This window comes from Gimesia fumaroli (assembly GCF_007754425.1).
In the GTDB taxonomy this organism is placed as follows: domain Bacteria; phylum Planctomycetota; class Planctomycetia; order Planctomycetales; family Planctomycetaceae; genus Gimesia; species Gimesia fumaroli.
In genome coordinates, this window is record NZ_CP037452.1 from 828776 (window position 1) to 851043 (window position 22268).

Annotated in this window: 15 protein-coding genes; 10 read left to right on the top strand and 5 right to left on the bottom strand. The window is 50.5% G+C overall.

Annotated elements, in window-relative coordinates:
* The first annotated feature begins 71 nt into the window (after positions 1–71).
* A complete protein-coding gene (locus Enr17x_RS03250; RefSeq protein WP_145305819.1) occupies positions 72–5297 on the top strand; it encodes a PVC-type heme-binding CxxCH protein in 5226 nt (1741 codons plus the stop codon).
* A gap of 19 nt (positions 5298–5316) precedes the next feature.
* Here the strand turns inward: Enr17x_RS03250 and Enr17x_RS03255 are convergent, their stop codons facing one another.
* Both Enr17x_RS03255 and Enr17x_RS03260 read right to left on the bottom strand, forming a co-directional pair.
* Positions 5317–5823 (bottom strand): DinB family protein, encoded by a 507-nt coding sequence (locus Enr17x_RS03255; protein WP_145305821.1) that lies wholly within the window; start codon positions 5821–5823, stop codon positions 5317–5319.
* Between the two features lie 10 nt (positions 5824–5833).
* Positions 5834–6670: a sugar phosphate isomerase/epimerase family protein gene (locus tag Enr17x_RS03260; RefSeq protein WP_145305823.1), complete on the bottom strand. Its 837-nt coding sequence runs from the start codon at positions 6668–6670 to the stop codon at positions 5834–5836.
* Between the two features lie 148 nt (positions 6671–6818).
* On the opposite strand from Enr17x_RS03260, the gene Enr17x_RS03265 reads away from it, so the two are divergent.
* Complete coding sequence (locus Enr17x_RS03265; RefSeq protein ID WP_145305825.1) at positions 6819–8579, top strand: tetratricopeptide repeat protein; 1761 nt, start codon at positions 6819–6821, stop codon at positions 8577–8579.
* Positions 8580–8972: 393 nt separating this feature from the next.
* Positions 8973–9476 (top strand): hypothetical protein, encoded by a 504-nt coding sequence (locus Enr17x_RS03270; RefSeq protein ID WP_145305826.1) that lies wholly within the window; start codon positions 8973–8975, stop codon positions 9474–9476.
* Between the two features lie 33 nt (positions 9477–9509).
* Here the strand turns inward: Enr17x_RS03270 and Enr17x_RS03275 are convergent, their stop codons facing one another.
* The gene (locus Enr17x_RS03275; protein WP_145305828.1) at positions 9510–10355 is read right to left on the bottom strand and encodes a SirB1 family protein; all 846 of its coding nucleotides are present in this window, start codon (positions 10353–10355) and stop codon (positions 9510–9512) included.
* Positions 10356–10724: 369 nt separating this feature from the next.
* Here Enr17x_RS03275 and tyrS point away from each other — a divergent pair, with 369 nt between their 5' ends.
* The 3 genes from tyrS (at position 10725) to Enr17x_RS03290 (ending at position 14586) form a co-directional block, all read left to right on the top strand.
* The gene (tyrS, locus tag Enr17x_RS03280) at positions 10725–11948 is read left to right on the top strand and encodes a tyrosine--tRNA ligase (protein ID WP_145305830.1); all 1224 of its coding nucleotides are present in this window, start codon (positions 10725–10727) and stop codon (positions 11946–11948) included.
* 194 nt (positions 11949–12142) lie between these two features.
* Positions 12143–13228, top strand: coding sequence for a Gfo/Idh/MocA family protein (locus Enr17x_RS03285; RefSeq protein WP_145305832.1), 1086 nt, complete (start codon positions 12143–12145; stop codon positions 13226–13228).
* A gap of 182 nt (positions 13229–13410) precedes the next feature.
* On the top strand, positions 13411–14586 hold the full coding sequence (locus Enr17x_RS03290) for a TlpA family protein disulfide reductase (protein ID WP_145305834.1): 1176 nt from the start codon (positions 13411–13413) through the stop codon (positions 14584–14586).
* A 19-nt stretch (positions 14587–14605) separates the two neighbouring features.
* Here Enr17x_RS03290 and Enr17x_RS03295 read toward each other — a convergent pair whose 3' ends face one another.
* Positions 14606–15241: a CPBP family intramembrane glutamic endopeptidase gene (locus Enr17x_RS03295; protein WP_145305836.1), complete on the bottom strand. Its 636-nt coding sequence runs from the start codon at positions 15239–15241 to the stop codon at positions 14606–14608.
* A gap of 286 nt (positions 15242–15527) precedes the next feature.
* On the opposite strand from Enr17x_RS03295, the gene Enr17x_RS03300 reads away from it, so the two are divergent.
* Genes Enr17x_RS03300 through Enr17x_RS03315 form a run of 4 tightly spaced genes read left to right on the top strand, consistent with a single transcriptional unit; the run spans position 15528 to position 20414 of the window.
* The gene (locus Enr17x_RS03300; protein WP_145305838.1) at positions 15528–16577 is read left to right on the top strand and encodes a rod shape-determining protein; all 1050 of its coding nucleotides are present in this window, start codon (positions 15528–15530) and stop codon (positions 16575–16577) included.
* An 18-nt stretch (positions 16578–16595) separates the two neighbouring features.
* Positions 16596–17561 (top strand): rod shape-determining protein MreC, encoded by a 966-nt coding sequence (locus tag Enr17x_RS03305; protein ID WP_145305840.1) that lies wholly within the window; start codon positions 16596–16598, stop codon positions 17559–17561.
* Positions 17562–17576: 15 nt separating this feature from the next.
* Positions 17577–18116, top strand: coding sequence for a rod shape-determining protein MreD (gene mreD, locus Enr17x_RS03310; RefSeq protein ID WP_145305842.1), 540 nt, complete (start codon positions 17577–17579; stop codon positions 18114–18116).
* 45 nt (positions 18117–18161) lie between these two features.
* On the top strand, positions 18162–20414 hold the full coding sequence (locus tag Enr17x_RS03315) for a penicillin-binding transpeptidase domain-containing protein (protein WP_145305844.1): 2253 nt from the start codon (positions 18162–18164) through the stop codon (positions 20412–20414).
* An 11-nt stretch (positions 20415–20425) separates the two neighbouring features.
* Here Enr17x_RS03315 and Enr17x_RS03320 read toward each other — a convergent pair whose 3' ends face one another.
* A complete protein-coding gene (locus tag Enr17x_RS03320; protein ID WP_145305845.1) occupies positions 20426–22102 on the bottom strand; it encodes an alkaline phosphatase in 1677 nt (558 codons plus the stop codon).
* Positions 22103–22268: the final 166 nt, after the last annotated feature.

Consider the following 22268-nt stretch of genomic DNA (forward strand, 5'->3'; position numbering starts at 1 on the left):
GTCTTGAAATACGAAGTTCTTTCACTTGATCTGATCGACCCAATTCAAACATATTACCGAGGGGAATGGTTATGGCTCGTTACTCCCTGTTTTTGATGCTACTAGCATGTGTAGCGCCTCTTTGTGCTGCTGAGGATTATACCGTTCATCAGTTTGACCGGATGCAACTGGGGACCAAATTCTATTCCGAGGGCGCAACCTTCGGTGATTTAAACAACGATGGTCATCAGGATGTGATCGCGGGGCCCTACTGGTATGCAGGACCCAAATTCGAAACGAAGCACGAATTCTATCCGGTCAAAGAATGGAATGTGAATGGATATTCCGATAACTTTTTCGCTTACGTACATGATGTCAATAAGGACAACTGGCAGGATATCGTGATCATCGGTTTTCCCGGTAAGGCGGCATTCTGGTATGCGAATCCACAGGGGAAACCGGGACACTGGAAGAAGCATCTGGCCCATTCGGTGGTCGATAATGAGTCGCCGACCTATATCGATCTGACAGGAGACGGCGAACCGGAGCTGGTGTTTCATACGGCAGGTCAGCTGGGATACGCGGGGCCTGGGAAAGATCCGACAAAGCCCTGGCAGTTTCATCCCATTTCTCCCAACCTGAAGTACGGTCGCTTTACACACGGTTTTGGTGTGGGGGATGTGAACGGCGATGGAAGGGCCGACATCCTTGAAAAAAATGGCTGGTGGGAGCAACCGGCTGATTTTAAGAAGCCGGGCTTCTGGGTTCGACATCCTTTCAAATTCACCGGAGCCGGCGGCGCCCAGATGTATGCCTACGATGTGGACGGGGACGGCGATCAGGATGTGATCACCAGCAAAGCGGCCCACGCGTATGGACTCTCCTGGTTTGAGAATCAAAAGCAGGATGATGAGATCACGTTTGTTGAACATGTCATTATGGGGAGTCGTCCTGAAGAGAATAAATATGGCGTCGTGTTTTCTCAATTGCACGCCGTTGATCTGATCGATATGGACGGCGATGGCATTAAAGATATCGTGACCGGAAAACGCTTCTGGGCGCATCAGGGACATGATCCCGGTGCGAAAGATCCGTCTGTCAATTACTGGTTTAAAATTGTCCGTAACAAAGACGGTGTTGATTTTCTCCCTTTTCTCATCAATGACAAATCGGGCGTCGGAACGCAGGTGGTTGCCGGTGATGTCACGGGAGACAAACTGCCTGATCTGGTAGTGGGAAATAAATCAGGCACCTATCTGCTGGTCCATAAGCAACAGAAAGTTGACAAGGAAACCTGGGAGAAGGCTCAGCCTAAAAAGTATGTGCCTCCGAAGGTCTCCACGAAAAATGAATTGAAACCAGGCGAGTTTTACGCTACGAATTCCAAAGGCAAACGCGTGAATGTGGATTTCGAACTGGGCAATCTGAATGACTGGATTTCCGATGGGATTGCATTTCAGGGGCAACCTGCCAAAGGGGATACGGTGCATGCCCGCCGGAGTGATATGCGGAGCAATCACCAGGGGCAGTTCTGGGTCGGAACGTATGAATTCCTGGAAGACAAGCCGATGGGAACGTTGACGTCGGCTTCGATTAAAGTGAATCATCCTTATGCTTCCTTTTATGTGGGTGGCGGGGCAGATGATTCCACGCGTGTTGAAATTGTGGATCAAGCGACCAATAAGGTGATTACGAAAGCCAGCGGCCGCAACAATGAGCGGATGCATCAGGTGCTGGTCGATCTTTCCAAGTACCAGGGGAAGGAAATTTTTATTCGTCTGGTCGATCAACATCGGGGTGGCTGGGGGCATATCAATTTCGACCATTTTCGTTTTCATGACAAGAAGCCTGCGCGATTAGCGGTTGTCAACAGTGGTGCGCCTCCCAAGACGCATACTCAGAAATACGATGGTCTCCCCGGAAAGAAAGCCGCCGAGGTAATGACGGTACCGGAAGGGTTTTCAGTCAATCTGATTGCCGCCGAGCCCGATGTGCAGCAACCGATCGCGATGACCATTGATGATCGCGGGCGTCTGTGGGTGGCGGAGTCCTATGCGTATCCGAGCAAGCAGCCGGAGGGGAAAGGCAAAGATCGGATTCTAATTTTTGAAGACAAAGACGCCGACGGCAAATTTGAGACTCGAAAAATTTTCAAAGACAAGCTGAATCTGGTCAGCGGCCTGGAAGTCGGCTTTGGTGGTGTCTGGGTGGGTCAGGCGCCGTATCTGTTATTCATTCCTGATAAAAACGGCGATGACAAGCCGGATGCCGAGCCACAGGTTTTACTGGATGGCTGGCATTACGAAGATACGCACGAGACATTGAATTCCTTTATCTGGGGGCCTGATGGCTGGCTCTATGGTTGTCACGGCGTGTTTACTCATTCTCGGGTTGGCAAGCCGGGAACTCCCGATGATCAGCGGCAGCCGATCAACGCCGGTATCTGGCGGTATCATCCCACACGTCATGTGTTCGAAGTTTTTGCGCACGGAACCAGTAATCCCTGGGGCGTTGACTTTAATGATCAGGGACAATGTTTTCTGACTTGTTGTGTGATTCCGCACCTGTTTCATGTGGTACAGAATGCCCGCTATCGCAGACAGGCGGGGCAGCACTTTAATCCTTATACCTATAACGACATCAAGACCATCGCCAAGCACCGGCACTGGACCGGCGGTCAATGGAACCAGTCTGACCGCGTGGCTTCCGATCTGGTCGGTGGTGGACACGCCCATGCAGGTGCCATGATTTATCTCGGTGGCAGCTGGCCGGAAAAATATCGCAATCAGTTATTCATGAATAATATTCATGGTGCCCGATTGAATCAGGATGTATTGGCACGCAAGGGATCGGGCTATGAAGGGAATTTCGCCCCCGACTTTCTGTTAGCGAATGACCGTTCGTCACAAATTCTGTACCTGCGAACGGGACCTGACGGGCAGGTTTATTTTATTGACTGGTACGATACGAATCAGTGTCATCATCGAGAATTCCAAAAACACGATCGTTCAAACGGACGGATCTTCCGGGTGGCTTATAAAAATGCGAAACCGGCTCAAGTGGATCTGCAGAAACTTTCCAGCGATGAACTGGTCAAGCTGCAGTTACACAAGAATGACTGGTATGTCCGACAGTCGCGTCGCATTCTCCAGGAACGGGGGGCAGACCCGGAAGTCCACGCTCAGTTGGCTGAGATGGCATTCAACAATGATGATGTAACACGAAGGTTGCGTGCGTTGTGGACGCTGCATGTGACGGGCGGCCTCTCGGAACAGAAAGTTCTGCAGGCACTGAAAGATCCGAATGAATTTATGCGAGGCTGGGCGATTCAGCTGGCACTTGAAACCGGAACTCCTTCCAGTGCGGTTCTGTCACAGTTGGCAGAGCTTGCGGTGAAAGATCCTTCTCCCGTCGTGCGGTTGTATCTGGGTTCCGCCGCGAATCGATTGCCCCTGGATCAGCGTTGGGACATTTTGACGGGGCTGGTCAGCCATGCAGAAGATCAGAGCGATCACAATCTGCCTCTACTATACTGGTATGCGATTGAGCCTCTGGCACCGCATAATATGCAGCGGTCATTTGCATTGGCGAAAAACTCCCGGATTCCGTTAATTGAATCTTATACATTACGGCGGATTGCCGACATCGGAACAGAAGAGGCGGTTGCATTCCTGGTTCAACAACTGGGAGAGGCAAAGACAGCCGACCGCCAGAGAGTCTTTCTGGATTCAATTAACAGCGCTCTGCGTGGACGCCGTAAATTTCCAATGCCTGAACCGTGGACAGCGGTCGGTAAGAAGTTGATCAATAGTCAGGACCCTTTGGTCCGATCACGGTCATTATCATTGGCCGTGACTTTTGGCGATCCAGCGGCGATGCAACGTTTGAGAGAAATCGCAGTGGACCAAAAGAGTGATTTGGCAGGCCGCAAGGCGGCTTTGGCTTCTCTGCTGGGAGCACAAGACCCTCAACTGGTCCCGATTTTAATTGGTCTTTTGGATGAAAAGAATTTACGCCGCGAAGCACTGCGGGGTCTGGCCGGTTATGCGGATGCAGAAACAGCGCCTGCGATTCTGAAACGCTATCCGCAGTTCGATTTGAACGAAAAGCGGGATGCACTCAATACGCTCGCCAGTCGATCCGATTATGCACATCAGCTCGTGGCGGCTGTGGAAGCGAAAGAGATTCCATCGAAAGATCTGTCGGCGGAAATTATTCGTCAGTTAGGTAACCTGAAAGATAAAAGTCTGAACGAGAAAATTGGTAAGGTCTGGGGCATCGTGCGCGAGTCGGCGGCGGATAAGAAAAAACTGATCGCCAGCTATAAAAACATGCTTTCACGACCGCATCCAACGCCTGATCTGCATTTAGGACGGGCTGTGTTTGCGAAGACCTGCCAGCAGTGTCATAAGTTATTTGGAACGGGTGAATCGATTGGTCCGGAACTAACTGGTTCCAACCGGGCCAACATGGATTATCTGTTATCCAATGTGATTGATCCGAGTGCCGTGATGGCGAAGGATTATCAGCCGGTGGTGATTGTGACAGAGTCCGGGCGGATTGTAACCGGGATCATCAAGAAAGAAGATAAGAATGCGGTGACGGTCGCGACTGCCAATGAAACGGTGATCATTCCCCGTGATGAAATCGATGAAATGAGCCTGAGTGATAAATCGATGATGCCCGACAATTTGTGGAAGCAGTTGAGCCGGGTTGAAGTGCGATCGCTGGTTGCTTATCTGGCGAGTTCGCAACAGGTGCCGATGCAGGCGACCAAAGATAATTTGAAACTGTTCTTTAACGGTCAGAATCTGACGGGCTGGACGGGGGACAGCCAGCTCTGGTCTGTTGAAAATGGCGAGATTGTGGGTCGTTCACCGGGCATCAAGCGGAACGAGTTTCTGGTGAGTGATCTGCGTGTCGGCGATTTTGAGTTGAAGGCCAAAGTCAAACTGACTCCGAATGCAGGCAACAGTGGAATTCAGTTCCGCAGCAGTCTGGAATCGGGCGGGCACGTCAAAGGGTATCAGGCGGACGTCGGCAAAGGCTGGTGGGGCAAGCTGTACGAAGAACATGGTCGCGGCCTGCTGTTTGAGAAATCAGGTGAGGAACATGTGCAGGAAGGGGAATGGAACGAGTATCGGATTGTCGCCGTTGGTCCTCGGATTCGGACCTATATCAATGGAAAGCTCTGTACCGACCTGAATGATCCGCAAGGGGCGAAAGCGGGAATCATCGCATTCCAGATTCATTCCGGCGGCCCGATGGAAGTGCGGTTCAAAGATCTGGAATTACAACTCGGGCCGATTGCCGATTAACGAACGAGCAGGCTGGTTCTCAGGGTGCTGTGGGGGACCAGCCTGTGGAATTCCACCTGGTATCGACATTGATGCGCCGCAGATAGGCACTGAGTTGTCCTGCGTGATGCTGCACGTGTCGTAGATTGTAGATGTGCAGTTCTCCCCGCGTGAGTTGGGACAGCCAGTAGAAACCGGCAGACTGTTTGAGCGACGCTTCATTCTCTGCGGCAATCGTCTCACGCATTTTCTGAAGACAGGCCTGCAAATAGTCGGAAACGAGTGCCTGTGTGATGGGGTGATTCGTTTTCGGTTTAAACCAGTTCTCATTGAACTCGTTGTGAAACTCTCTCAGCTGAAAACTGTCGTTGTCGGGAGAGAGGTACAGGTCTACGTAACAGAGCGTATGATAGGCAACATGTCCGAATTCCATGTTGGCTATGCGATTTTCCCAGCGATCAGGCGGGCAACTCTGAATGCATTCATTCAACATACTGAGCGCCGCTTCAAACTGTCCTGTAATGCTGGTCTTAATGTATTCAAGCATGGAACCTTCCTTACTCAAAGAAACCGCACTCTCTTAAATACAGCACGCTCTGTTTCACGCGATTGTGATGTTCTTCCAGTGTGAGTTCAGGCTCCCCTTCGATGCCTTCGATCTCCAGGCTGTAGGGGCCTTCAAAATTATGATCTTCCAGAATGAAACGGACTTTGAGAAAATCGACGCCCCCCGCTTCGCCGAGTGTCGTGAAATTCCAGTCTTTGTATTTGCAGTAGGAATCTTTCAGATGGACGTGTTTCACATAGTGGACCACTTCATGCAGCGATTCCAGAACGTTGGCATGTTTGTTGTAATAGTTGATGTTGCCCGTATCAAAGTTAAGCCTTAAGTGGGGATGATCCAGATCCTGCATCGCGCGAAGCATGCCGGCTGCATTCACGCAAATTCCCGGGTGGGTTTCGAAGCAGTAAGTGATTCCTTTCGAGGCGGAATAATCTCCGATCTCACGCAAGTTTTTGTAGAGATCCTCTCTCTGTGATTCCTGCTCAATTTCTCCGGCACCGCCAACGACCAGTTTGACTCCCAGCAGATGTGCCAGGTCGAGTTTCTGTTTTGTGATTGAGACAATCTCGGGGTCGAGCGGATTTCCACTGGTAATGTTACAGCTGGAAAGTTTGACGTGATGTTTTTTCAGGAGGTCTTTCACTTGCTCCACGTTGTCGGCTGTGGACGCATTGGTGAGCAGGGGCGTTTCTTTGAAGAACGAAGGAACACCATGGTTTTTGATATTCAGTTCCAGGTGGGACAGCCCGGCATCATGGATGTGTTCGATTGCAGCGATGGGACCAAAGCGACCATAGGAATTTGTCAAACAGGAGACAAGAGCGGCCATGCGTTTTACTTTCTCTAACAAGGAACTTCAAACAGTTATTGCAGTACTGCTATTAGAATGTTACTTTGACCCAGCATCAAATTCAAAGCCACTTGGCCAAAGTCCCTGATCCGGGCTGCCTCTTTAGAGGCATGGAAGAGGTTTTCTCATGGTTGAGACCCAGGAACAACTGAAAACGGCATTATCGCACCATCAATCGGGCGAACTGGATCAGGCAGAACAGATCTACCTGAGCGTGCTGAAGTCTGATGCCCAGCATTGGGAAGCCATGTATTATCTGGGGACGTTGCAATTGCAACGTGGGGAACTGGATCAGAGCATTACCAATTTTCTCAAAGTGACCCAGTTACAGCCTGAGTTGCCAGACGTGCACAATAATTTAGGCGTTGCCTACCATGCTGCCGGCAAGTGGCAGGAGTCGGGCCAGTCGTTTGAGCAGGCACTGCGGATTAATCCTCACTATGAACGTGCTTATTTCAACCTGGGGTCATTGTTGGAAAGCCGCAGTTTATTTACGGAAGCAGCGAAGTGCTATCGGAAATCATACGACTTAAACAAAGAGAATCTGGAAACCTATCAGAAGCTGGCTGATGTGCTCAAGTTGGCAGGCGACTGGGCTGAGGCGGGAGCAATCTATCGAGAACTGTTGGGAATACATCCTGATGATTTTAATCTGGCGATGAAACTGGCATACGTGCTGGTATTGCAACGACAGTATCACGACGCGATTCAATTATATGAGTCGATGTTAAAGACGCATCCGGAACATTATCAGATTCTGGTGAGTTTGAGTTACGTGTATGAATCGATGGGAAATATCCAAGCGGCCATTCAGTCTGCGGAACGTTCGATTCAAGTGGCGCCCGTCCAGCCCGAAGGATATAACAATCTGGGAAATGCGCTCAAATTGAAGCATGATATTGCAGGAGCCTGCGAGAATTTCAAGAAAGCGATTAGCCTGCGTCCCGATTTTGCGATGGCCGAGTTCAATCTGGCGACCACTTATATGCTGGATGGAGATCTGGCAGCAGGCTGGCGGGGCTATGAACGGCGCGCCGATATTGGCCCGGCACCGCGCGTGGTTTATGCGGGACCAAGTTGGCAGGGAGAGCCTTTAGCCGGCAAATCGATTTTCCTCTGGTGCGAACAGGGATTTGGAGACACGTTTTTGTTTGTGCGGTTTGCAATTGAATTGAAGCGGCAGGGAGCCGCGCAGGTTCTGTTGCTCTGTCAGACCGAACTGGCGGCGCTGCTGCAATCGATTCCCGAGATTGACCAGATTCTGATTGAGGGAAATGAAATTCCCGAATACGACTATCAGTCGGCGTTACTAAGCATTCCCCGTTATCTGGAAACCAGTCAGGAAACCATCCCCGTCGATGTGCCCTTTTTTGTTCCCCCAGCTGAACGGCGGCAATATTGGCATGACGTCCTGTCTGAATATGAAGGCAAGAAGATCGGTTTGAACTGGAGCGGCAATCTCAATTTTCCCAAGGATGAGTTTCGCTCGATACCATTAGAGACGTTTTTGCCCCTGGGTAAAGTCCCGGGCATACAACTTGTCAGTCTGCAGCAGGTCAACGGACTGGATCAGATTGCACCTTTACAGACATCTTGGAATCTATTGCAACCAGGAGCAGAGTACGAGGCAGAAACTGGTAACTTTACGGAGGTCGCGGCTTTGATTCAAAATTTGGACCTTGTGATTACCAGCGATACGGCGGTAGCACATCTGGCAGGTTGTTTAGGTGTCCCGGTCTGGATTCTGGTCTCTCAGCTTCCTGAATGGCGGTGGTTGCTCGACCGAACAGACAGTCCCTGGTACCCAACGGCCCGATTGTTTCGTCAGGCAGACCTGGGAGAATGGGAGCCTGCGATTTTAGAAGTGAAAGCGGCTCTGGAGGCATGAGTCATCGGTTTTGTGCCGGCAATTCTGCTTGAATCTTAAAAGGAGGACTAAACCTCTGCTTCTGTTCAGCAAGTTCCCCCTATCAATCTAAGGCATTATCTGGCCTGGGCTTTCGTGTTTGCATTTTGTCTGAAACTGCGATGAGAAGTAATCGGTTATTCCGTTTGGGGTGATTGTATCTGATGTCATACTGGCCACTCGGGAGTCACTTCGTATCGTAATTTGACGATGAATTCTTTTGAGGCTAAATTTAAGTTATCTCTTTCCCTGAAACTCCCCGGCAGCATTTCTTGAGTCATCGCTATTCTGCAAAGATGTTAGGATTTCACTTTATGAATTCCTGGCAGCTTCGATCAGTTTTCTATTTTAGTACGTTTAAAAAGAGCAAGTTCCATGGGGCAAATCTTAAGTGCATGCGAGAGAGAAGTCACGACACGCGATCTGGAAGAGGTCAGAGCACCAGGGTTTAAATTTGACAAACGCGAAGCGTTCTTGCGCGAAACAAAAAAATTCCCCTGTTTGCGACGGATTCCCGAGTTGAATAAACTGGCCGATACGATTGTCGCCAGCTGGTATCTGGAGCCTGCTACCATCAGTAGCCGTAAATGGCATCGCATTCCTCTGGAGCGTTCGATTGGTCTGGCGATGGTCAATTCCAAAACCCGAAAACTGGAATCCGATATCGAAGTTGTGGAAGGCCGCAACCTTTCGATCGAGGGGATTTCCTTTTCACATCATTCCCCCATCTATTCACGTGAAGTTGCCGTAACCTTTGATTTGAAAAAATCGGTGAAGGAATTTCTCGTTGTCCGTCTGGCCTGGAGTCGCTTTTCTGAAAATCAGACGTTTCAGAGTGGGGGCAAATTCCTGTATCAGACGAAACTGAAGGTCGGTTAAGCAGTTGATAGACTGAATTCAATTTGTCCGATATCAGTTCCATTTCGCCAGTTCTGCATGAACTTTTTGCAGCATCAGTTTGATATCGTCCTGTTCGGAAATGGGACAGCTCTTCAAGCAGCTTTCAAGCAGTTCCACAGCCAGACTCAGTTGTTTGGTTTTAAAACTCAGCGCTGCCAGATCTTTTTTGTGTTTGTTCGACAGCGGGCTGAGTGCAAACAGACGTCGTTGTACATTCCAGGCTTTCTGATAATCCTGGCGTTCTTCGTGGATGCGTTTGAGATTAATCAGTATGCGAACGATTATTTCCCGATGACTGGCTGGCTTTAAGAGCCTGAGAAGCTGGTTGTGGGGAAAATCTCCCAGTTCAGCCAATCGCTCGACGCACTCCTGTTCGTTATAGATGGCTCCTTTGGCATAAGGATCAACGAATAAGGGACCCGCATGAGTTTCGTATCGCACAAGGAACTGGATGGGCGCAGCGACTCCATGAATCTCAATCCCCAGTTCTTTTCCTACTGCCATATAAATGAGGGAAAGTGAAATTGGCAGTCCCTGTTTTGTTTCGAGGACATGGTTCAGGTAGCTGCCTTCCGGCTGATGATAGCAGGTAGCGTTCCCCTTGAGTCCATACTGTTTTGCCAGGCAGTCGACAAAATTTTGCACAAGTGTTCGATCATCGTTAGCCAGTGCAACACGGCCGGAAAGTTCGCAGGCCCGTGAGCGAATCCAGATCAGAGTGGGTTCAAACTGCAGGTCAGGCTGATCATCGCGGGCCAGTTCGAGGGCGGCGATCGTCAGATCGATGTAATTATCATGGTGCAGGAGTTTTGAAAATTCCTGATCCTGTTTGAATTGTAAAATGTGTGAGATGTCCATTGAAAGACAGGCTTAGTTTCGAGGTCAAGGGGAGGGCGTGTCGGAAGTAAAATCAATCAGAGGCGCGTTTATAATACGATTCTTGTAACTGATTTAAAGGAGTTGTATCAATGTCATTATTTCTGTGTACAGGGGAAATTTCCGGCATTTTGTAAATACCACAAGATTACGTCATCGATTTGCTCTACAGCATGATTTACTGTTCGCATCAACCAGGGCTTCTCAGGACGGACATTGATTGTTCAAATCGTTGCCAAATTAACAACTTCGAGTCGGCTGCATAGATTGACGCTCGTGGCATGAGTCGACAAAATGGGCGAAACCCCTTTTTCAGAACCATTTATATACGAGAAGAGTCTGGTACGTTCAATGCAATTTTTGCCTGTGGAAGAGCAATTGGCTGTCATCCGTCGTGGTGTTGAGAAGATCGTTCCTGAACAGGAACTGGCGGAAAAATTGAAATGGAGTCGGGACACCGAAACCCCTCTGCGGGTGAAATACGGGATTGACCCCACAGGGATAGACCTCCATCTAGGACATACAGTTCCCATGAGAAAGATGCGCCAGTTTCAGGAACTGGGGCATCAGGCCGTCATTATTATCGGAAATTACACAGCCCTCGTAGGAGATCCCAGTGGCCGGGACGAAACCCGGGCGCGTCTCACCGCCGAGCAGGTGGAAGCAAATGCGATTGATTATCTCAATCAGGTTGGCAAAGTCATAGATCTGGAACATGCCGAGGTTGTTCGCAACGGCGACTGGTTCAGCAAAATGAATTTTGCCGAAATTTTGGAGCTCTGCAGCAAAGTCACCATCGCGCAGTTGTTGACCCGTGATGATTTTTCCAAGCGATATCGTGAAGAAGCGGCCATTTATCTGCACGAATGTCTGTACCCGATCATGCAGGCCTGGGATTCGGTTGAAATTAAAGCAGACATTGAACTGGGGGGCACTGAGCAGCTCTACTCATTCATGCTGGCCCGCGATCTGCAGAAAGATCAAGGGCTGAAGCAGCAGGTGAGTGTGATGTCACCGATCCTGGTCGGCACCGATGGTGTACGCCGGATGGGCAAGAGCCTGGGGAATTACATCGGTATCAGCGAAGCTCCCTATGAGAAGATGAAAAAATTCATGCAGCTTTCGGATGACAGTATGCCGATGTTTTACGAACTCTTAACGGATTTTCCTCTTGAGGATGTGAAGACCATTCTGCAAGGGCACCCCAAAGAGGCCAAGGTTCGACTGGCGAAAACGATTATCACCGAGTACCACGATGCCAGTGCTGCTGACGAAGCGGCCGAACGCTGGCAGCGAGAGATCGGTTCGGGCGGGATGCCTTCTGAGATTCCGGTCGCGCAGATTTCAAAGTCGGAATTAAATGATGATGGGACATTGCCAGCGGCGAATTTATTGAAACAGGCGGGGTTGTGTGATTCGACCAGTAATGCCCGGCGTTCGATCCAACAGGGTGGAGCCAAGATGGGCGAAGAGAAACAAAAAATCGAAACCCATGATCAGGCAATTCCGGTCGAAAACGGGCTTCTGCTGTGGGTGGGTAAAAAACGATTCTGTCAGGTCGAACTGGTAGATTAAGATTGTTTTGTGCTGTGCCTGCCCGGTTTAGGGGGCAAACAGGGGAAATGATTCCGCGCGCATTGCATTCGCCGACAATTCTTCGTAAAACGTTGGTTGAGCTGCTTTGTTAAGATACTTTATGTTCTCGGATCCCATGTTTAATATCGGGAGAGACATTCACTTTTATTGACGCACTACAGGAAGCAACAGTTATGGCAACAGGTTTTGGAATTGTCGGCTGTGGCATGATTTCGAATTTTCATGCAAAGGCCCTCGAAGAGATTCGGGGCGCCAAGCTGGTCGCCTGCTTTGATCGATTTGCAGGATCGGCTGATAAATTTGCAGAAGCGAATGGTTGCACGGCCTATCATGATTTAGATGAAATGCTGGCAGATCCCGCAGTGGACGTCGTCAGTATCTGCACTCCCAGCGGTGCGCATATGGACCCGGCAGTCGCCGCAGCCAATGCCGGCAAGCACGTGGTTGTCGAAAAGCCGCTGGAGATTACGCTGAAGCGTTGCGATGCGATTATCGACGCCTGCAAGAAAAATAAAGTCAAACTGGCAACCATCATGCCGTCCCGCTTCGGAGCCGCGAATAAAGAATTGAAAAAAGCGATCGAGAAAGGTCGCTTCGGCAAACTGACGTTGGGTGATACCTACGTCAAATGGTGGCGAACTCAAGAATATTACGACAGCGGCGGATGGCGTGGCACCTGGCAATTGGATGGGGGCGGCGCTTATATGAATCAGGCGATCCATAACGTCGACCTGTTATACTGGTTCATGGGTGACGTCGCCGATGTGAACGGTATGACCGGCACATTGGCACATAAACGCATCGAAGTGGAAGACACAGGCGTTGCGACGATTCGCTTCAAAAATGGTGCACTTGGTGTGATTGAAGCGACAACCAGCGTCTATCCTGGTCTGCTCAAGAAAACAGAAATCTCCGGTACCGAGGGAACTGTGATTATCGAGCAGGACGATGTCTTGCACTGGGAGTTCGCGAAAGAGAATACCCGCGACGAGAAAATTCGTACCGAGTTGGCAAAAAAGAGCGGCAACACCGGCGGCGCGAGTGACCCCTCGGCGATTTCCTATGCAGGACATATGGAACAGTTGAAAGACTTAATCAAGTCGATCAAAACGGGCAAGAAACCTCTGGTTGACGGTAACGATGGTCGTAAGAGTGTGGAAATCATTCTGGCGATTTACCAGTCTTCCTGGACCGGAAAGCAGGTTTCACTCCCTTTGAAACGAGATCCAAAAATCCCGAAGACCTCAAAGAAAAAGTAAAACTGAAACAGACGTCAAACCGAAAACAGGACGAGCTCTTCATGCTCGTCCTGTTTTTTTATGGGTTCTCTTCTCTGGTACGATGGGATTTGTAAAAAAATTGATATGATAGACAAAAGTTGCTTGAATGACTGTCTGAAGAGAGGGTTTCAATACCAACGGGACACTTTGGGGAGAATGCTATGCGACTCGGCTTCAAGTATTTCATGTTGGTCACCGGGTTATTTTTTACAGGCATCCTGCATGCAGACGATGAGAACAAAGAGGCGAAATCCGAAGCCAAACCGTTTCTGACAGTGCAGTTGGTCGACGAACAGGGCAAACCAGTTGCGGGCGCACAGACGGGGATGTTTTCTATTTTCAAAGGCTTTAATGCCGCGCATGTCGCCGACTGGAATTTTGGGCATTTCGAGCTTGAATCGGATTCCAATGGAATGCTTCAATTTTTCAATCCAGACAAATATCGCGGTATGGTCTATGCACGCCATGCCGGGCGGGGACTTGTTGCCGTCAAGCGTACGGATCTCATTCAGGACAAACAGTCGCCATTGGTCCTGAAGATGTATCCCGAATGTCATGTGACCTGGCAGATCAAATGTAGCCAGCTGAAATCGAAAGGGAAAAAGCTCGGCCGGATTCGGGGAGTCAGTGCTTCGGAGAATCTGATGTGCCAATGGTGTAATGGGCCGGATTCGACACTTCATTTCTTTCTGCCACCAGGAGCGTTTACGATTGTGGGCCATGGGGCGCATATTAGTCCGGTTGAAAAATCAATCGTGATCAAGCTGGGGCAAACAGAATTCGATGCAGGAACAGCTGATGCTGATGCTAAAAAGTGGATTATGCTTGAAGGCAAGCCCGCTCCAGAAATAGTCGATGTCGTGGAATGGAAAAATGGACCGCCGGTTAAGCTATCAGAGTTACGCGGCAAAGTCGTTATTCTGGAGTTCTGGGGCTGGTGGTGCGGTCCTTGCGTTTACTCCGGGATTCCGGAACTCTTCAAATTACAAGACGAGTTTGCAAATGAAGACCTGGCGATTATCGGCATCCACACACCGTATGGTGAAGATGACGAGGTGACTTCGATCAAAGCGATGGATGAGAAGCTAACCAAGATACGAAAGAATATCTGGAAGGGGAGAGAGATTACGTTCCCGGTTGCACTCACCCGCCTGCGAAAATTACCCTACTCTCCGGGGGGAGAGCCGGTTGCGAATTCGAAAATGAGTGTCAATTACGGAATCAATGGCTTTCCGAGTTCCATCGTGATTGATCGTAATGGCAACGTTATCGGGAAAGTGGACTTGAGGGAAAAAGCAGGCCGTGAGAAACTGAGATCACTTCTGGAAGTAAAATAAGAGGCTGCGCTCTGCCGGTCTAGCCTTCAGGATGCGCGGCGATCACCTGCTGTCGGTAGAGACGCATGATGGTGATAAAGCAGAGGAAGTCGTAGATGGTGTGCGTGGTGATCGGGATCAGCAGGTTCTGGGGTGAGAAAAAGACGAGCAGCAGGCTCAAGTAAACGCCCATCAGCGTGGCGACGATGACGTACAGACGTGTGATGGAGTGGACAATCCCAAATAACATGTTCGTGAAGACGATGGCGAAGACAACGCCGTATTGAGTCGCCCATGACTGCAGGACGCCGCGAAACAGCATCTCTTCTCCCAAGCCGATAAAAATGCAGAGAATGAACAGTTCCAGAATCGAGCCGTGTTCAATCCGCGGGCCGAGCTCATCCAGCAGGAACTGTTTGATCTTTTGAAATGCAGCAATGCGCGTGCGGACGGCGAACAGAAAAAAGAGGAACATCGGCACCGCTGCTGCGACTCCGATGCCGAGGTCAGGCCAGCTCCAGTTCAGGTTTTGCAGCGGATCGACTCCCAGGACCCAGCCTACGCCAAAGGCAATGACGATGAAACCGATTGAGAACAGGGAGCCGCCGAGGATGAAGAATTGTTGTTCTTGTGCGATCGTGTCTTCAATTTCTTCTTCATCATCCGAATCATACATGAGGGGGCAGTTCACTCTCTATCAATGGAATTTTCTTAATTATAGCACTGAATGGGGGGAATCCAAATCTGGCAGGCCTAACCAGGGTTGCCAGGTTTTCCTGTTTTATCTGGTGGGCTACTGTTTCAAAACTGCATCTTGCAGAAACTCACCATCTCGAATACATTTTCCCAATCTTAACAGGATGTTTTGTGAATAGCAGGCTTCTCAGCAGTCAGTGTCTGAGATTGCCGCTGGTTTCTGTTTCCGCAGTTTACTCTTTTCTTCATGAAGCGGTAGTGCAAGGATGCTGCACCGTTTACGTCAATGGCTCTGCCCTGACTTGGCGATCGATCTGGGAACGGCGAATACCATCGTCGCGATCCAGGGCGAGGGGATTGCGCTGGACGAACCCTCGGTGGTGGCGCTGCATAAGGGAAGCCGGAAGATTCTGGGAAAAGGAACTGCAGTCGGAAAACTGGCTAAGCAGATGCTGGGCCGCACACCCGACAGCATCATTGCCGTCCGTCCTCTCAAAGAGGGTGTGATCACCGACTTCGAACTCTGCGAGTCGATGCTGCGTTATTTCATTCACAAGGCCCGCCATCATTCGCGCGGACTGAGACCACGTGTGGTGATTGCGGTACCAGGCAGTATTACACCGGTAGAAAAACGCGCTGTCTTCAATAGCGCGGAACGCGCAGGCGCGGGACGTGTCTATCTGATTGAAGAATCGAAGGCGGCCGGAATTGGTGCCGGTTTACCGATTTCCGAACCGATGGCCAGTATGGTCTGTGACATTGGTGGCGGGACCAGTGAAGTTGCCATCATGAGTCTGGGCGATACCGTCGTCAGCAATTCGGTTCGGATTGGCGGCGATAAATGCGATGAAGCCATTGTGGAATATATGAAACAGCATTTTTCATTGCGGATGGGCGTGCAGACAGCAGAAGAACTCAAATTGGAACTGGGAAGCGCGTATCCGCTGGAGCAGGAATTGACGGGCGAAGTCAAAGGCCTGGATATCATCAGCAGTATTCCCCGGAAAGCCATCGTGACCAGCGAAGAACTTCGGGACGCGCTGCACGGACCTTTGGAAGCAATTTTGAATTGTTGTAAGCAGACCATTGAACAATGTAAGCCGGAGCTGGTGGCGGATCTGGCGGATAACGGAATGGTGCTGACTGGCGGCGGCTCTTTGCTGCGGGGGCTTGATCATTACATGACCGAGCAATTGGGAATTCCGGTACGCGTAGATGAAGATCCGTTGCGGACTGTGGCGCGGGGAACTGCGATTTGCCTGGAACACCTGAGTCAGTGGCGACACGCCTTCGATAATGGTGAAGGCGACTTTTAAAGGGACGGGCCGTAGTTTATGAAACGCGAGACGCGCTCATCGGAGATCAAGCTGGTATTGCTGTCGATACTGACCGGGATCGGCCTGTATCTGGTGCCGTCTGCTTATTCGAGCCGCGTCTACAATCTGGTTCGTGATGCTGCCAAACCGGGGCTGGTTCTGGTTCAACAGATCAAAGACTGGGAGTTTCCTGCTGCGAAAGAAACACAGCAAGCGTCTCTGGTTCAACAGCTCGAAGCGAAATTGTCGGAAGCGGAGCAGGCAAACCGGCGGCTTGAGTTACAGACACTGCAGTTGTCTGAAGAACTTGAGCAACTGAAGCAAACAGGGGCTCCCGACTATCAATCGCAGGCGGGCGAACGTCTGCTGGTGCCTGATCTGATCTCTGCTCATATTTTAGGAGAATCATCAATCGCCCTGTTAAGAGAGGGGCAACTACTGAATCAAGGGCGTGTGCAGGGAGTCCTGGAGTCTTCGTTCGTGCTGCAGTCCGATTTGCCGTTGATTGATCAAGGGGCGATGCAGGGGGTGAAAGTCGGATATTCACTCTACGCCGGTAAGACGGTGATTGGAAAAATCAGCGAAGTCGGACGCTGGACGAGCAGTCTGATCCCGATCACGTCGGTGAAGTATCGCGGATCGGCGCGGATTGCCCGCAAGACGGACCAGGGACTGCAGTGGGGCACTGATGGAATTCTCGTTGGTCTGGGGGAAGGGAAATGCCAGTTAATGCAGATTCCTCCCACCGAATCAATTCAGGTGGGACAGGAAGTGTATACGGGAGAAGTCGATCGGGAACTGCCACTGAATATGCAATCGACTTTGGGGCAGCCGATGTATTACGGCCGTGTGATTGAAGCCGAACTTCCCCGAGGCGCCCCTTACTGGAAAATTATCGTTGAGCCGGCGGTCACACTTTCGGATGTCAAACAGGTGAGTGTACTCCGGCAGATTGTGAACCCGCGACGAATGTTAACGAACTGAGGAAGGAACGAACCCGTGAAATTTTTCAGTTTATTGATCTTTGGTTATCTCATGTTGATCGTTCAAATCAGCTTTGTGCCCAGTGCAACCATTGCAGGGAGTCATCCCAACCTGCTGCTGTTGGTATTGTGCTTTGCTTTGTTCTGGTACCGTGATGCGCGGGGGTTTGTCTGGGCGATTGTGACCGGACTCATCTGTGAAACCTTCGATGCGGCGATTCCGGGTACGGGCATTTTATTACTGACGGGGTTAATCTGGCTGGCGTACCGTATCCAGATTCATTTTCAGATCCGTTCGCTGTTCAGTCGCTTTGTGCTAATGGCGGTATTTGCATTTACCTTTGATAGTTTGTTTCAAATCTTGAATCACCTCGAAACGAACGTCTTACCCGAGCTGACGACATTGATACAGCAGGCAGCAGGCAATGCCCTGTATACAGCGGTGGCAGGGCTTACTCTTCTCATCTCGTTCAAACTCGTTCTGCGGCTGGTTCCCTTTGATTTTGAGCAGAATCTGCATCAGGGGACCGGGTATGAAAGCCGCTACTCCCACTGATTGTGTTTCCCTTCCAGATCTTCCTCAGAGTAACTTTTTATTCCCATGCGAAATCGGCCCGGTAATGATCATCTGAGTTCAGAAAACGATGCAAGAGGGCAGTCGTTTCAGGTGGATCGTCTACCCGGCGTGCGGGTCTTCCTGCTGGGTTTGATCCTGATTGCTCCGTTTTTGGCGGTGAGTGGGCGTCTGCTGTTTATTCAGTTGATGAATGCAGAGCATTTTTATTCTCAATTTGGTCGCACGACCGAATCGTTTGAAATAATTCCCAGTCGCGATGGGCGGATTGTATCCATTGATGGCCGTGTATTAGCGATGGATGTCGAGCGTTTTGATCTGCAGGCGCATTATCGCTGGCTGGAAGAACCGCCAAACAAACGCTGGTTAAAACAGCAGGCATTGATGCTTCTGGAACCCGTCGATCGTCGTAAACAAGATAAGGTCGACGCTGCCAAAGAACAGGTGCTGGCGCGCCGTCAGCAACTCTGGGATGAGTTGGCACTGGTGATGCATTCGACCTCAGATGAGTTAACAGAGTCGCGCCAGCAAATTCAACAACGGGTGGAGACAATCATTGAAAGCGTAAATCAGCGTGCGTTGAGCAAACAAATGACATCGCAATCTGTGAACACGTCTACGGAATCTAATACGGCCGATGCCCAAGATCGCCTGACTTCATTCTGGAACTTTTTGAAAGAGACACTGACGCGGCCTCCCCGTCGTCCGCAACGCGATCGGATCGTGGTGCGCGAGGAACTTGATTATCACACGATTACATCAGGTATCCCACGCGAAATTGCGTTGGCCATTTCGGCACATCCGGAGCGATTTCCAGGAATCAATATTCAAATCGCGACATTGCGTGAATATCCGCAGAAGACGATCGCCCCGCATGAAATCGGCATTCGTCATCGCATTGATGAAAAGATGCTGGCTGCTCGTAAGCAACGGTTCCCGGAAGGAGATCCGCTCGATTACCGTGAGGGAGATCGGATCGGCAAGATGGGGGTTGAGCGAACATACGACCGTTATTTACGTGGGTTGCGCGGGTTGAAACGGGTCGTCAAAAATCGGCAGGGAGAGATCATTCGTACCGAGGTAATTCGCGAGCCCAAGTCGGGCGATGATGTTGTACTGACTTTGAATACACAGATTCAGGGGCAGACTCAGGAGTTGCTGGATCAGACTTTGGCCGATTTACAACGGCCGGCAGATGAGAAAACGGAGACTACGCTTGATGTTTCCTCGGGCGGTTGTGTGGTGGTATTGGATGTGCGAACTGGTGCGATTGTCGCGACCGCGTCTGCACCGCGCTACGATTTAAACCTGTTACTGAGTCCTTCGCCTGAAGAGTGGCAGGCTGTGCTGAATAATCCCAAGCGTCCCTTGTTTCCGCGGGCGACTCAGATGATGCTGCCTCCCGGTTCGACATTCAAGACGCTGACTTCAATCGCACTGCTGGAAAGTGGCAAGATTGATCCGGATGAATATTATGCCTGTCGCGGCTATCTGGATCGTCCTGATCGGCACCGCGATTATATTTATCGGCACTATGGTGTTGGGCACAACGATATTAATTTGACGCAGGCGTTATGCCAATCGTGTAACGTGTATTTCTTTCAGGCCGCCCGTACAATGGGACCGGAACTGATTTGTCATTGGGCCAGTCAACTGGGCTTTGGCAAACCGACGGGCATCGACATTCCAGGCGAACGAGGCGGGCACTTGCCTGATCCTTCCACCAAAAAGAAAAAAGGGAGTTCGCCCTGGTATCCCGGCGATACGCTGGGAATCGCCATTGGTCAGTCGCGTTTGACGGTAACTCCGTTACAGATTGCCCGCCTGATGGCGGTGGTGGCGAATGACGGAGAACTGATTGTGCCACATCTGGGGCACAGTATTGTGCCTTCCGCAGAATCATCCACGACCACGCGGCAGATGATTTCACATCCGCGTCGCTATGTAAGTGGCATTCATCCCGGGACATTGGAGCGGGTTCGTGAAGGGTTAATCGATGTGGTCGCTCATCCACGCGGAACAGGTTACAAAACCGTGAGGATGAAAGAAATCAGCATTGCCGGTAAGACGGGAACGGCGGAAACCGGTGGCGGAAAAAATGACCATGCCTGGTTTGCGGGTTTTGTACCTGCAGAGCGACCGAAGTACGCCTTTGCGGTGGTGATTGAACACGGCGGCTCAGGCAGTCGCGTAGCGGGTCCCGTGGCGCAAAAACTGGTTCGGCTAATGTTGGATGCCGGCTTGTTGGCTCCCACAGCCGGCAAACTGCAGGCAAACTGAGTCTCTCAGATCTATTTCTTTTCCTGCTTCGGAGGGATCAAGGTCTGCGGTTGATCGATGTGCAGATAGTGGCCGTGATCGGCGGTGAGAATCACGATGGTTTCGTCCCAGTTGCTGTTTTTCTCGACCCAGTCCGTAATTACTTTGAACGCGGCATCTCCACTTTTGACAGCCCCAATCGAGTTGTCCAGATTGTTATCGTGGTTAGCCCAGTCGACGTCGCCTGCTTCGACCAGCAGCCAGAAGCCTTGTTTGTTTTGACCGAGCACTTGCAGCGCGGAATCGGTCATTTCTGCCAGAGTAGGATTTTCCAGTTGATCTGCTTCGGAATAAACTTCGGCGCTGTTTTTTAATCCCACAGCAGGTTGGTAGTCACCGTTGGCGGTCTGGAACGGGAGATGAGCAGAATACTTGGGGACTCCATAAACGCCCAGCAGCCGGGTGTGATTCTTGACGGCCTCTTCGGTTGCCTGTTTCAGTCCCTCGTTGCCTTTGACATTGGGAGTCCGTACGGCGACCGTATATTTGCCTCCGTTTTTGACGTCTGCTTTTTTCAACGTTTCTTCGGTAATGTATTTCCAGCCGGGGGCGAAATTTTTTCCATGTGATTTGGCCCCTGTCGGTTTTTCAATGGTTCCAAAGCCACCACCGAGGACGACGTCGAGACCTGGGAGCGGGTCTGCGGGATGCGAAATCGAAGTTTGCCCCACCAGATCGCGGGCCAGATCCTGATAATCATTGCGGCTGACGTTATGCGCGTAGGCGGCTGCAGGAGTGGCGTGCGTAATGGGAACGCTGGTGACAACGCCGACCGAGTAGCCTTTTTGTTGTGCCTGATGGGCGATGGTTGTGACAGGTGCGCCCGTGGGATCGACGTTGATGGCGTTGTTATAAGATTTGATTCCTGCCGTCATCGAGGTGGCGGTGTTCGCGGAATCGGGATAAGCATGTTCGCCGTAATTATTACTCGCGCTCCCAATTAAATATTTTTTATCGTTACCGGGGGTCCATGGGTTGGGGCCGCCTTTTTTGGCGTTATAACCGCCACGAATTTTGCCTCCGGGATTCGTCACATGTTGTTGATTGACGTCGACGTTTGAGCCAGCATTGTGCGGTGCTGTCACCATGTAACCAAACTGGGTCGTGCCTGCGGCCGGGTAGTCCTGGAAGTGGAATCCGGTGCCGCGTCCGCTTTGGTAATTGTCTTTACCTGTGTAATACAGGGCGGCTGCTTTCGTGGTTTGCCAGTCCATGCCGTCAAAGACAAACAGGATGATGTTTTTCTTACCTGCTTTGAGTGCCGCCTGCTGTAGATCATAGAGATTGGTCTGGTCCAGATATTCGGCTTCCGGATTCAAACTGTTCTCCGGCAGGAAACCGTAAATGGTTTCCAATGATTTTTTGTTGCGATAAGGGCTGTTCTTGCCGGAATAGGAATTCAGATCGATTCCTTGAGGATTCCCTTTAGTGCCGAATGTATATACAGGAATCAGACGTAACGAATGTGTGGACCACTGGGTGTAGTTTTCAGGATCGAAGCCCCAGTGTGCGACGGGGCTTTTCTTGTTTTTGATCGCAGCGGCCTGGATGTTTCGGATATGATCCTGGCTCGGTTTTTCTGCTGAAACAGGTGTCACGATTGCCAGTAATATCAGCGCTAACAGGCTGGAAGAAACAGCGCGGTTCATTTGATCCTCTAAGAATTTAGTCATCAGTAATGGGAGGTAAACAGGAAGGTCAGGCTCCATTATAGGCAGAATCAACTGGGGTTTGTAAATAGTCCCGATGTGAAGCCTGTGTTAAGTTTAAAAGTTTGTGATATGCTTTGAGCTTTTTTGCTGAAATATGTTGAAA

Bases quoted from the DNA above. Each gene is read 5' to 3' on its own strand.
- Enr17x_RS03250 (WP_145305819.1), top strand. From the start codon at position 72: ATGGCTCGTTACTCCCTGTTTTTGATGCTACTAGCATGTGTAGCGCCT.
- Enr17x_RS03285 (WP_145305832.1), top strand. From the start codon at position 12,143: ATGGCAACAGGTTTTGGAATTGTCGGCTGTGGCATGATTTCGAATTTT.
- Enr17x_RS03290 (WP_145305834.1), top strand. From the start codon at position 13,411: ATGCGACTCGGCTTCAAGTATTTCATGTTGGTCACCGGGTTATTTTTT.
- tyrS (WP_145305830.1), top strand. From the start codon at position 10,725: ATGCAATTTTTGCCTGTGGAAGAGCAATTGGCTGTCATCCGTCGTGGT.
- Enr17x_RS03255 (WP_145305821.1), bottom strand. From the start codon at position 5,823: ATGCTTGAATACATTAAGACCAGCATTACAGGACAGTTTGAAGCGGCG.
- Enr17x_RS03320 (WP_145305845.1), bottom strand. From the start codon at position 22,102: ATGAACCGCGCTGTTTCTTCCAGCCTGTTAGCGCTGATATTACTGGCA.
- Enr17x_RS03305 (WP_145305840.1), top strand. From the start codon at position 16,596: ATGAAACGCGAGACGCGCTCATCGGAGATCAAGCTGGTATTGCTGTCG.
- Enr17x_RS03265 (WP_145305825.1), top strand. From the start codon at position 6,819: ATGGTTGAGACCCAGGAACAACTGAAAACGGCATTATCGCACCATCAA.
- Enr17x_RS03275 (WP_145305828.1), bottom strand. From the start codon at position 10,355: ATGGACATCTCACACATTTTACAATTCAAACAGGATCAGGAATTTTCA.
- Enr17x_RS03300 (WP_145305838.1), top strand. From the start codon at position 15,528: ATGCTGCACCGTTTACGTCAATGGCTCTGCCCTGACTTGGCGATCGAT.
- Enr17x_RS03315 (WP_145305844.1), top strand. From the start codon at position 18,162: ATGCGAAATCGGCCCGGTAATGATCATCTGAGTTCAGAAAACGATGCA.
- Enr17x_RS03295 (WP_145305836.1), bottom strand. From the start codon at position 15,241: ATGTATGATTCGGATGATGAAGAAGAAATTGAAGACACGATCGCACAA.
- Enr17x_RS03270 (WP_145305826.1), top strand. From the start codon at position 8,973: ATGGGGCAAATCTTAAGTGCATGCGAGAGAGAAGTCACGACACGCGAT.
- Enr17x_RS03260 (WP_145305823.1), bottom strand. From the start codon at position 6,670: ATGGCCGCTCTTGTCTCCTGTTTGACAAATTCCTATGGTCGCTTTGGT.